Origin of the sequence: Dyadobacter linearis (assembly GCF_907165045.1) — a bacterium.
Classification (GTDB): Bacteria; Bacteroidota; Bacteroidia; order Cytophagales; family Spirosomataceae; genus Dyadobacter; species Dyadobacter linearis.
In genome coordinates, this window is the sequence record NZ_CAJRAU010000013.1 from 71,186 (window position 1) to 83,431 (window position 12,246).

Here is a 12,246-nt window from a genome sequence, read left to right on the forward strand (position 1 = left end):
CAGGTTTGTAAAAATAATAATATTAAAGTCTAAAAAACTTCAGTGCACTGATTACCCCTCACTAAGGCATATTTTAAAATTGTAAATAACTTTACTGAATTTTTAAGTGAAGATCTATGCAGGCCAGGCAATTTGACATTATTATAACTGGAAGCGGGCTGGCAGGCCTGAGCCTGGCATATCGTGCAATGAAAGAAGGTGTATGGGCTAATGAGAAAATACTTATTATAGATAAGCAGCCCAAGGAAAAAAACGATCGGACATGGTGTTTCTGGCAAGATGAAAATGAGGATTCTGCTTTTCAGGAAGTTGTTTATAAATCCTGGAAAGAACTGTCATTTTTCACAAATGAAGGCAGGCAAATCAGATTGGAAAGTGGCAATTATACTTACAGTATGATCCGTAGCGTTGATTTCTATCATCATGTAATCTCTTTTTTGAGCCGAAGTAAACAGATCACTTTTGTCTACGAAAATATAGTCTCCATTCAAAACAGTGAAAACGGAGGCACGGTCGTTACGCAGGACGATTCCTATCAAGCAAGGTATATCTTCAACTCAGTTTACACTAAGCCACAGCTCAGCAAGCAGAACCAGTATTTTCTCCAACATTTCAAAGGTGTTACGATCCGGACAGATCAGTTCAAGGGGAGCCCGCTGGAAATGTATCTAATGGATTACAGGACATCCCAGGAAAACGGGACGACGTTCTTTTATACCTTGCCTATATCTGATCAGGAGGTTTTTGTTGAATACACGATTTTTTCAAAAGCCCTTTTGCAACAAAATGAGTATGATGACAAGATAGCTGAGTATCTGAGAACCGTACTGAAAATTACTGACTATAAAATCATCGAAAATGAGTACGGCGTCATTCCTATGACCGACTTTGCGTTTCGAAGAAGATCTGGAAATATCATACATATCGGTACGGTTGGTGGTGACACCCGTGCTTCGTCTGGATATACTTTTACCAATACACAGAAAACGATTTCCAAGATCCTTGCATCCTATACAAAGTATGGTCATCCATTTTCACTTACTGAAAATATTAGCCAAAAGCATAAATTACTGGATGCCACGATATTAAACGTTTTAGACACGATGCATTACCAAGGGCACCAGATCTTCACTGATTTATTTACCAATGCCAAAGCAAAAACTATTTTCGCTTTTCTGGACTCAGAAAGCTCGGTTAAAGACGATCTGCGGATCATGTGCAGCTTAAAGGCAAACCATTTTATCAGGCCATTTTTAAAAGTGTGCCTTCAAAAGCTGGTCTAGCTGACTTAGAGAGTATCAGGATTTCGAGTTTAAATTATTTTTCTTATAAAAATATTACAGAACATTTGACGTCGAAATTTTTAGTAATATCTTGCTGCCCATTAGTATCAAAAATACTTCGTTCCTACATTATAATATTTACACTCAGCGTAAGCTGATAGCCCTCAGGGAAAGGGCCAAAAATCTACTACGTTCTTCATAGCTTCTCTAACGGTTCTATAAGTACCGTTGGGGTCGGCGTTTGCATCGCCAAAAATTTTAAACCTCAGTCAGGCGTGGTGTCTGGTTGTAAACTATAATGCTATGAAAAAAGAACATTACAGGATCTATCCTTCATTGTCCAACCTGTCCCCTGCCCACAGGCACACGGGCTAGCGTCTAACATTTTCCTGATTATACACCTCCGGCATTTTCATGCTGGCAGCTATCACTATGTCTTATCAATACCTTCCATGAAAATTTCAGCTTGTATTATCCTTTCCGTCATTTTTTCTGCAACCAGCACTTTTGCACAAATTAAAATCCGCGACGACAGCGTCAAATATGTTGGCAAGCCAATGTTTTCTCTTAGTGCCCAAGAAAACATCCCTCAACCTCCCAAGACGGTTCAAAGCCCTAACGCAGCGACATTAGGTTCCTATGGCGAAATCGCAGTGTCACCCTACACAGGCAAAGCCAATATTTCCATCGATCTACATACTGTAAGTGATGGAAATATCCAAATACCTATTTCCTTACAATATGATGCTGCCGGCGTCAGGCCGGATGTTCATCCGGGATGGACAGGCCTCAATTTCGGGTTGTCAACAAACTATTCTATAACCCGTACCGTGAAGGATGGGTATGACGAATTTGAGCCAACTGGTGGAATTCCGGATCAGCTGGGATTTATGAAAACTGGGTTTCTTATAAATAGTAACACATGGGCATCAGTAACAGACATAAAAAACACCGCTCTGACCTATTCTCAGCAGACAAACACTTTTGTAGACACCGAGCCTGATGAATACACTTTCAACGCACCAGGGCTTTCAGGAAAATTCTATCGTGGGAGCGATAACAACTGGAAGATCCAGTGTGATAGGCCGGTTATAGTTGATATTATAATGACTCCTAACGTCAATTTGTACACTCCGTTTACCGCTCCCTCGGGTATTAAAAATGGTAATCCTTGGGCGGACTTTAACCAGGGCAGATACATGAAACACTTCCAAGGATTTAAAATCACCGATGAGTATGGTACACAATTCATTTTTGGTGGTGGTGACATGACGTGTATGGAGTACAGTATTGACTTTTTCGATCAGGGAAAGGATACCTGGGTGTGCAATGCCTGGTACTTGAAGTCGATTGTCAGACACACAGGACAGGTTATCAATTTCACTTACGAGCGCGGTGATTTTGTGAACCAGATGTATTTTTCTGTTTACAATAAAATGACACGGGTTAACGGCGGGAACTGGTTCAGTTGTGAAAACTGGTCATCATTTTTCAATCAATATGGCCCATACACGGGCAAGCTTATTTCACCCATTTATTTAAAAGAAATCTCTGCTGATAACTTTAAGATAAAATTTACCTCGACTGAAAGCACTGAACTCCGGTATACGAACGACATTTTTACTGCCTATGAAAGCAAGAAGATCCTCGACGGCTATTCCAAACTCGATTATCTGACATTCCTCTACGATTGTTATTATCCCAATCCAGCCAATTATCCAAACGGTTGCGGAAGCCCGACACTCGCGCAGCTGCTGGCAAAATTGAAGTGGCGTAAACTTGATAAAATACAGGTTCAAAATGGCTCCGGTAATACTATTAAGGAGTTTGAGTTTACCTATAACAATGTAGCAACAGAACGGCTCATGCTACTGAAAGTGCAGGAAAAAAGCGGCTACAATGCCTCTAAGCTGCCTCCTTACGAGTTTTCATATTTTTCAAACGGCTTTACACTGCCTGGATATGGAAAATCCCATACCGATCATTGGGGCTATAATAATGGCAAGCTCATCAATGTTGCGACCGATTTTGGAAATGTTGTCAGCTACGGCACCACGCAACGCAGCCCGGCCCAAATTGAGGGGCATTTGCGTGTTGGTTCATTAACACAAATCAAATATCCTACCCGTGGCGTTACCAAATTTCGTTTCGAGCCGCATAAATATGCAAAGGAAGTAAAGTTAAAGCGCTGGGATGGTGAAGATCCCTTCGGTAGCAACCAGATAGCGGGTGGCCTTCGCATTAAGGAAGTGCATTCATTTGATCCAGGATTAGCAATCCCAACCGTCATTAAAAAATATTTCTATTTAGCGTCTTTCAACCCGGCAAGTCCTGATACTTCTGCTGCGGCGTTGTCCAGCGGTGTGCTAGGCGGAAAAGCGCAGTATTACTGGCCAGATTACAAGCCGCTTCCTGACGCAGCAGGGGTCACTGTCGAAGAAGAAATATTTTCAACCCAATCAGTCCTGCCTGCTTCCGAAAACTCAATGGGTTCGCATATAGGCTACTCACAAGTGGTCGAGCGGTCATCTACAGAGGGCTGGATCGTCCATAAGTTTTCCAACTTTGATAATGGGTACCGCGACGAGGCTCCATCGGGTTTCTTGCAGCCAAGCACAACTCCCTATCAACCATACAACAACAAAGCCTTTACCCGTGGCAAGCCGCTTTCGGAAGAGCACTTCTTTCAGAATGGCAACATTGTTTTAAAAACAACCCACCTTTACAATTTAGTCGGATCTATCAACGATTATACGGCCAGATCAGTCAAAACGCAGTTTACGACACTTTGCAATACAGCAAATTCTGTTTTCGAAGGAACTGCTTATATCATTGATTGCAGAAAGTTTCTGCCCACCGAGGTAGCCACCTACTATTACGATCAGGATAATCCTGTCGCACTGGCACCTTCGGTTAAAAGCTTTACTTACTGGCCCAATGGCCAGCTTTACATTGTCGGCCAGACTGACAGCAAAAACGGGACGATCAAAACCTGGTACAAATATCCTTCAAATCTCGCAGATGCGATTAGCGTAGCGATGGTAGCCAGGAATATCGTTGGTCCAGTGCGGGAGATTTTCAAATACACGGGTACCGAAGCTGCACCGACGCCAATCAAGACCACTTCCATTGTATATGATCTTTTTTCAGGATCATATCAGCCGCAGAAGGTCATGACCAAGCTGGCCGCTGCCGCATTTTTCAATACGGACGTAGAATTCCTGTCCTATGATGCCCGCGGAAATCTGCTAACTTATAAAAAGCAAAACGGGCTTGTGAACAAGCTTGAATACTACGGACCCGCAGACGCTGGGAAAGTAGATATGTTAAAGAAAAGTACTACTGCCGACGGAAACGTCATCAGCCAATCTTCCATTTTTAACTACAAGCCAGCGATTGGTGTTGAGACCATCCAGGACGCGAACGGAAAAACAATTTTCTATGAGTATGACAATCTTAACCGTCTGAAAACCCAGCGCACTTCTAATGTTGGTGGGCCGGTCAGGGTATCTTATTGCTACAACAATGCCGGGCAAGTGGTCGACTGTGCGGCTATCTCTCCAACTGGTGCAATAGCGGCGCCGCAGTTAATTCTCATTGCCGAGTCCGCTTTGCCGGTAACACTCATTGAATTTCTTGCAATCGGAAAGGAGAAAGAATCACATCTTTCCTGGAAAACCTCTGCAGAGACAAACAGTGACCATTTCGATATTCAGCGTAGTGCAGATGGAAAACTGTGGCAATCCATCGGGCATGTGCCTTCCCATCGGGAGAGCTCAGACGAACAGGATTACTCTTTCGTTGACAAAAATCCGTTGGGTGGCGAAAATTTATATCGGCTCAAAATGGTCGATCAGGATAGCACATTTGCGTTCAGTCGCATTCAAAGCGTGACCTTCGATGGTGATAGTAAAGTCAAGATCTATCCTAATCCGCTCACGATCAGCACTAACTTATGTATTAGCGCAGATCAGCCAGAGAAAATCGTCGGCGTCGCTTTCTATGATCTAACAGGGAAACAGGTCTTGCAAACGAAATGGAAACCCGCCATTGACATTCAAAATCTAGTTTCCGGGCTTTACCTGTTGCAGGTCAGCTACACGGATGGGACCACCAGCACACACCGGATCGTCAAACAATAAATCTTCCTCCACACCTATCTTTTATTAAAGATGAAAAAACATTTCATTGCGATACTACTGTGCACATTGTCTCTTGGGGTTTTCGCTCAGCAAACCAATACACGTAATTACATCATCAAAAAAACTTACAAACAGTCTGGTGCTAACCCGGAAGACATCAGCAAAGTTGTAACACAAGTTCAATACTTCGATGGCCTTGGAAGGCCAATTCAAAATGTAACGGTTGGTCAAAGCCCCTCCGGGCAAGATTTCGTTGAGCCCATCGAATACGATGCAGCTGGACGGATTATAAAGAAATACTTGCCCTATGTTTCTGGCGGAAACGGTGCATATCAATCCAATGCACTTTCTGCGGCGGGGAGCTGGTACACTGCCAACAGCGCCGGTCTTCAGGCCACTGATCTGGGCAGGCCGTACGAAGAGACTACCTTCGAGCCTTCGCCACTTAGCAGGGTTTCCGGCCAGCGCGCGCCTGGCAACAAGAGTGCTGCATCTGCGGTCAAATACAAGGTGAACACCGCCTCGGAGGTCAAGAGATATGACTATAATCCTGCCCAAAATTCGATTGCCTTCCTAGGTAACTATGCTGCCGGCACACTTTTGCGAAAACTATTCACGGACGAGCAGGGTAATGTAACAAATGAGTACACCGATATGCTCGGCCAGCTGGTTTGTCGCCAAGTGATCGCCTCAGCCCAGGCTACCCTGTCAACTTATTATATCTATGATGACTTGGGTTTATTACGTGCGGTATTACAGCCAAACTATCAGGATAATCCTTCGATTACTGGCAATGCTTTCACATATGATTATGATGATCGCGGCCGGATGATTGGTAAAAATGTACCGGGGGCGGGCAAAACAGAATATGTATTTGACCAATATGACAGGCTTGCTCTATCGCGGGATGCTAACCAGTTAAAGCGCGGTGTTTGGGCATTTACCAAATTCGATGCGCTGGACCGGCCAGTGATCACCGGAGAAATTAACTCGGCTTCAACACGTACTGACTGGTCTGTAATGGTTGATGCGCTCACACAGCATCATGAGGACCGGAATAATGCCATAGTCGCCGGTTACACGCTGGGCAAGACCGCTCCTAAAACTGCCGTAGAAAGCAACGTTTTGACCGTTACCTTTTATGACGACTACGCGTTTTCCAAGGCAGCTTATTTTGCGTTCGATAACTTAATCGTTCCTTCTTTTAATGCGAATGTGAAAGGTCAGGTCACTGGTAGTCGCGTCCGAATGCTCCCAGGTAACGCGGCACAAGGCGGCTTCCTTACTAATGTTGTTTATTACGATGCAGAGTATCGGCCTATTCAATACACTCGTGATCTTTACGATTTGGGGGCTGGCAGGTATGAGCGACGTCATAACACTTATAAGTATGACATTGCTCCCATTTTGCACACAGAAGAAATAGTTCATTGGCATTCTGCCAGCGAAGGGTACGCTCTTGCGCGCGAGTTTACGTATGACCATGCCGACCGTCTTCTGACCGTAGCTGAGCAAGTTGCAACCCCAGTGGATGTGCATGATGGTATTACTGCTGCTTATCGCTACAATGCGCTGGGTAGCTTGCAGAGTAAATGGTTTTATAATGTCAAAGACAACAAATATCGTTTGCGCACCGATCACACGTATAATATCAGAGGTTGGCAAACAGACGGAAAAACGGTTTACAAAAAGGATGAAGGTGGCTCCGATAAACCATTCTTTGGCTTCGGAATAACGTATGCTAATGGTAACAATTACACGAATGGGAATATTAGTCAAATGCATTGGATGAAAAAAGACGATGCGGCATTCACAAAAGGGCTTTCATTCAGTTATGATGGTGCAAGTCGTCTTACAGGCTCAACCGGCATGAATGGATACGTAAACACCGAATCCGGTATCACCTATGATAAAAATGGCAACCTAAAAACCCTTGTCCGAGCTGGGGCGGCGCCTGACAATCTAGCTTATGCATATTCAGCTAACGACAATAGACTAACTTCATTAACTGATGGTAGCGGCAGCAATCTTGGGGTTAAGAACGGGGCGAGCAGTTATGCTTATGACGACAATGGCAATATGACCACGGATGGTAATCGAAGTGCGGCTATTACCTACAACTATTTGAACTTGCCGAAAACTGTAACAATGAACGGTAAGACACAAGTCTACGACTATGATGCAGCAGGCGGAAAGCATAAATACGTTGCTGACACACTAACGTTGAAATATGAGGGGCCGTTTGAGTATAGACAAGTAGGTGCAAACAACATTTTGTACCGTGTTTCATTGTCAGAGGGACAAGCTAAATTGAAGAATGGCTTAGCGAAATTCGAGTATTATCTGAAAGATCACTTAGGTAATGTCCGGGTAGTTTTTGATCAATCGGGTGCGATAAAGCAGCAAACGGATTATTATCCGTTTGGGCTTTCTGTTAGTGGCGATCCGGCTGGGACTACGCAGGCTGTGAGGAATGGGAATAACCGACAACTTTATAATGGTAAAGAACTGCAGGTGGGGAGTGGGTATCTGGATTACGGGGCACGGATGTATATGCCGGAAGTAGCTAGGTTCAGCTCGGTGGATCCAATGGCCGAACAAGGAAGGCGTTGGAGCCCATACAATTACGCGTTTAATAACCCCATGCGGTTTATTGACCCGGATGGTATGTGGCCGTGGTCAGTCAATGTTCGATCGTTTGCTCCATTCAGGGAATTTGGTGGATGGTTTAAGGGGGATAATAGAGGTTATAGTAGTGCATCAAATGCGAGTGCCCGACTGTCTCAATCATTTACTGTCGACCCGTCTACACACTCCTATTCTGGTGGACAGGCAAGTTCAAGCCCTTCTTCCCACCCTTTGTTGGGAAATGCAACTGCCAAAGATGATAGAGGTAGCATATCCAATTTTAACGCTACATCTAATAAGGACGGTAGTAATACTGTCTCGTTTACTGCTTCCATGGCTGGACACAATCCTATTGTAGCGAATTTCGGCGTTCCCACTCCTGATATAAATGTAAACACCGATTTTACCATGACTGAGAATGTGAAAGCCGGGACAATGGATGTTAGCGCAGTCCAAACTGGTGATGCGTTCCCTGCAGCAGAAACACTTATCGGCGATACTAAAGGCAATCAATTATTCATAGGTGTTAGCCCGGCCAATGGAAATCCATATTCGAGCTTGCGCGGTGACAATAATAACCGAGCGATGATGTCGGCAAATTTTAGGGTAACGATGGATAGTAAAGGTGTGTTTACCGGTGTTCAACAAGGTAAAACAACCTACACCATAGCAGAGTGGAATGATATGAACCGTCAGAAACCAACAACACAACCATAATATCATGAAAATACTGACCACAAATTGGATTAATATTTTGGGCGTGTTTATCGCCATGCTCTTATACTCAATAATTTTTAACCAACTTAACAACGATCTGGGCTATAACATCTTTCAATCAATTGTAGGTAGCTTGATATTGATTTGTCTGTATGGAATGATGTTCTGGGGCTTATTTGTAGTCTCGCTGATTGTAGCAGACTTATTGCTGATTGTATGGGATCAAAAGCACCTTAGGCAAAAGCTTTTGATCGAATGGCTGATTATTAGTAGTCCTGCTATTTATAGACTAATCAAATATCAGGAATGGATATTTTTGGTGGGTATAGTAGCTTTTTTTATCACCCAGCTTTTACGTGAGAAGTTAATAGTCAAGGCTATGAGTATTTAGCTTTGCAACTGAAGGTGAACTCAAATTCTACATTCACAAAAAAGATACTGTCTTAGTGTTCCCGCTCGAATGTAAAGGTAAGATTTACGAATAGGCTTGACAATTCAATTCTTATATCAGAATCATTTATACCCAAAACAATAAATAACTTATCACACATGAAAAATCAAGTAACAAAACATTCTGTAATCGTACTTATTATTACTGCATTAATCATTTTAGGATGTAAAAAGGATACGGACCCTGATCGGCAAATTGAGAGATGTAAACTTGCATCATATCTTATCAATGGTTATCCTACTCACATTATCTACGATGAAGACGGATTCCTTCTCTCTAGGAACGACATTAACCCGGATAAGAAGGGAATAATATGCGATCAAGATATCAAAGGAAACTTGTCCAGAGTATTGAATCATAGCGACCTTATTCTTGGAGACACATTGATAGCAGATTATGTGTATGTTGAAGGAAACCTGCAAACTTTGAGATATTATGATCGTCAGTATGATATAAATGGGGGGCCAAGCAAAAAGCAGATCCTGACATGCAATTTTTACTATGGCAAAAGCGAAAAACCTGATTCGATGCAAGTTATCAAGTCACGTGTAGATTCATCAGGGAATGAATATCCGTATGAGCCGACACGAATTGACAGGTTTTCTTATGATAACAATGGTAACCTTACCAAACAGGAAATAGTTAAACAAGAGCTTAATGGAAGATTTATGCTTGCTTCCATAAACTATCACACCTATGATAGTAAGCCTAACTATCTAAAAAAAATGAAACAGATATACTTTTTCATCGACCAATCTATTCCGTATATGTTTTCTAAAAATAATCTGCTGTCTACTCGCCGCGAAGTACCGGGGAAGCTTACTTCGGAAATCTCCTATAAAGTCATATATGATGGGGATATGGTAAAAAATGATGGTATGGGTTTTTCGGAAATGAAGTGGTCTTGTGAATGAGACATTAAATTAATCTCTGAATTCAATTATGATCAGCTAACAGAGCATAGTTGATTAGGGCTTGTTGAACTTGCTAAGTATAGTGTTTGGAAGCTTGTAGCGTCACAATTAGAAAGAGGATGACTTATCAATTATAGGTAGGTAAAAAAAGTAGCGTTTGACAACTGAATCGTCGATATTAAAGACCCGTCATATGAAAGCTATATATAATTTTACATTTTTTTGATCTCGATCACGGCATTGCATACAAATTGCGAAGGTCAGATTCAACGAGATACCCTGGAAGTGAAAATTTTTCGAGATCTTCAAAGATCTTACTTAGATGCAAATCTTCCTTCCAAATCACAATTTGACGGCATACTTAAGCGAGATCTAGAAAAATATTTTTCAAAAAAAATCTGGCCATGCGTCCGTCAAATGGGAATTTTTACGAGATGGACCAACTCAAAGCGGTATAGCTTATCCTAAATTTTACTTGTGGACTACCGTCTATGTCGACGAAAAATTAATCAATGAGGGCGCGGTTCGTGTCGCTGCAATTGAGAGAACTCGATTTGAAATTACAGACTTTGTAGATGTTAATGAAATCAGAAGCAAAAGCGAGGATATCTATGCCATTTTTCCTGTATCAGTTTGTGAAAAAATCGCTTCATATCTGCGGCCTTAATTCTGAAAGGGAGGGTAATATGAGAATTTGGCAATATGGGTCAGCAAGTATCTCTTGTTACTTCCTGCCGACTTCGGATGACTATTCCCAATAGGATGTTGCCAAATGCCTTAAGAAGCCGGTATAAACCTTCAAATGAGACGGCCGGAGATAACTGGTAAACTGGTCATGGGTGGTGTGAAAGCCCATATAAAATAGCCAGAAGCCCAGACTCAGGTAAGGAACCAAGGCTAACTCCTGATCGCTGATTGGGTGACAGCTTTGATAGCTCTCCAGAAAAATACCGTAGGCCTCCTCAAATGCCGACTGGCTCATCCGCCCGGCATAGACCTCAAGGGCCAGGTGTTGCCAAAAAGAAACCAAGTCATACACCAGCCAGCCGTACCCCATAAAATCAAAGTCAAAAAGGGTAACTGAATCCCCCTCAAAATGCATGTTTTTAGGCAGTAGGTCAAAATGGCAATAGCCGCTCAAGAATCTCGTAGTGTTAACCAGCGCTATCTTTGTCTCGATTTGTCGGGCAGCTTGCTGCAACCAGAGGTAATTTTCCTGATCGGCCAGAAAGGCGGACTTTAACCGTTCCAGTGGCTGGAACAGGGTAGTATCTAGATCAAAAATCCAGCGTTCTCCAAGCAAGGCAATGGTGGATGAGATTTGGTGAAAGCGTGCCGTTTCATGGCCTAGGGCACGTAGCTGGCTGTTGTTTAGTATTCTCATTGGCTGGCCGGGGGCATAGCTAAAGAGCACAGCATAGCGCGACCCTTCCACGGCATTCAATTGATGAATACACTCTTCCAGCCGATCCACAATGGGATAAGCCACCGCTACGCCGGCGTGCTGTAGTGCTTTGAGCAAAGCCACTTCCGCTTGGACGTGAGAGAAGCTTCGGTGAGTAGCGCGGTAGATGCGAAGAATAAAGCGCCCCTGGTCGGAGTCGACTAAATAGGTGTCTCCCACCCCACGAACCAGAAAGGTACAATGAACAGAGTCCAGTGGATAGCGTTCAGTGAGGAAGTCCGCCAAGGCATGCGGGGAAAGCGTCGAATAGGTGGCGGGAAAAATCGGTTTCATGGCTACAAGATACGCCTTAAGAAGATGGGTGACATCCCTTTTCTAAACTTACCTGTTCAAATCAGTCCATTAATACTGATCCAATTTTGCCGGACCTGCTTGAAGCGTCGACAACGATTTCATCTACGTACGCCACCAGTCCACCCGCATATATTGCTTGATGAAAATACCCCGATGCATAACCCACTACCAATTCGCCTTTGACCGCCACCAATAAACAGTGCTGCTCATTCTCAAGGAAGGTTTTTAGATATTCCTGTGAAAGTACTCCAGTGTTCCTGGGCAAAAGACGCCGTTAATTCCTGCGCAAACTACGCCACCTAAAAGTGGCTAACGGCACTGAGCGAGAGTGATAATTTAAACTTAATGATTT

7 protein-coding genes are annotated in these 12,246 nt (G+C 43.2%); 5 read left to right on the forward strand and 2 right to left on the reverse strand.

Translation table 11 applies throughout. The annotated features are described in order from the left end of the window. Positions 1–116: 116 nt before the first annotated feature. The 5 genes from KOD92_RS26660 to KOD92_RS26680 all read left to right on the forward strand — a co-directional run bounded on the left by KOD92_RS26660 (position 117) and on the right by KOD92_RS26680 (position 10,135). Positions 117–1,283: a lycopene cyclase family protein gene (locus tag KOD92_RS26660; protein ID WP_215236660.1), complete on the forward strand. Its 1,167-nt coding sequence runs from the start codon at positions 117–119 to the stop codon at positions 1,281–1,283. A 452-nt stretch (positions 1,284–1,735) separates the two neighbouring features. Then, a complete protein-coding gene (locus KOD92_RS26665; protein WP_215236661.1) occupies positions 1,736–5,425 on the forward strand; it encodes a T9SS type A sorting domain-containing protein in 3,690 nt (1,229 codons plus the stop codon). A gap of 30 nt (positions 5,426–5,455) precedes the next feature. Then, positions 5,456–8,770 (forward strand): DUF6443 domain-containing protein, encoded by a 3,315-nt coding sequence (locus KOD92_RS26670; RefSeq protein WP_215236662.1) that lies wholly within the window; start codon positions 5,456–5,458, stop codon positions 8,768–8,770. Between the two features lie 4 nt (positions 8,771–8,774). Continuing rightward, positions 8,775–9,161, forward strand: a complete 387-nt coding sequence (locus KOD92_RS26675) for a hypothetical protein (protein ID WP_215236663.1) — start codon at positions 8,775–8,777, stop codon at positions 9,159–9,161. Between the two features lie 158 nt (positions 9,162–9,319). Beyond that, complete coding sequence (locus KOD92_RS26680) at positions 9,320–10,135, forward strand: hypothetical protein (RefSeq protein WP_215236664.1); 816 nt, start codon at positions 9,320–9,322, stop codon at positions 10,133–10,135. A gap of 748 nt (positions 10,136–10,883) precedes the next feature. Here the strand turns inward: KOD92_RS26680 and KOD92_RS26685 are convergent. Together KOD92_RS26685 and KOD92_RS26690 are read right to left on the reverse strand one after the other, a co-directional pair. Continuing rightward, positions 10,884–11,873 (reverse strand): phosphotransferase enzyme family protein, encoded by a 990-nt coding sequence (locus tag KOD92_RS26685; RefSeq protein WP_215236665.1) that lies wholly within the window; start codon positions 11,871–11,873, stop codon positions 10,884–10,886. Positions 11,874–11,934: 61 nt separating this feature from the next. Continuing rightward, positions 11,935–12,159, reverse strand: coding sequence for a GNAT family N-acetyltransferase (locus tag KOD92_RS26690; protein WP_215236666.1), 225 nt, complete (start codon positions 12,157–12,159; stop codon positions 11,935–11,937). Between the last annotated feature and the right edge of the window lie 87 nt (positions 12,160–12,246).

Coding starts and splice junctions, on each gene's coding strand:
- KOD92_RS26660 (WP_215236660.1), top strand. CDS start 117: ATGCAGGCCAGGCAATTTGACATTATTATAACTGGAAGCGGGCTGGCA.
- KOD92_RS26665 (WP_215236661.1), top strand. CDS start 1,736: ATGAAAATTTCAGCTTGTATTATCCTTTCCGTCATTTTTTCTGCAACC.
- KOD92_RS26670 (WP_215236662.1), top strand. CDS start 5,456: ATGAAAAAACATTTCATTGCGATACTACTGTGCACATTGTCTCTTGGG.
- KOD92_RS26675 (WP_215236663.1), top strand. CDS start 8,775: ATGAAAATACTGACCACAAATTGGATTAATATTTTGGGCGTGTTTATC.
- KOD92_RS26680 (WP_215236664.1), top strand. CDS start 9,320: ATGAAAAATCAAGTAACAAAACATTCTGTAATCGTACTTATTATTACT.
- KOD92_RS26685 (WP_215236665.1), bottom strand. CDS start 11,873: ATGAAACCGATTTTTCCCGCCACCTATTCGACGCTTTCCCCGCATGCC.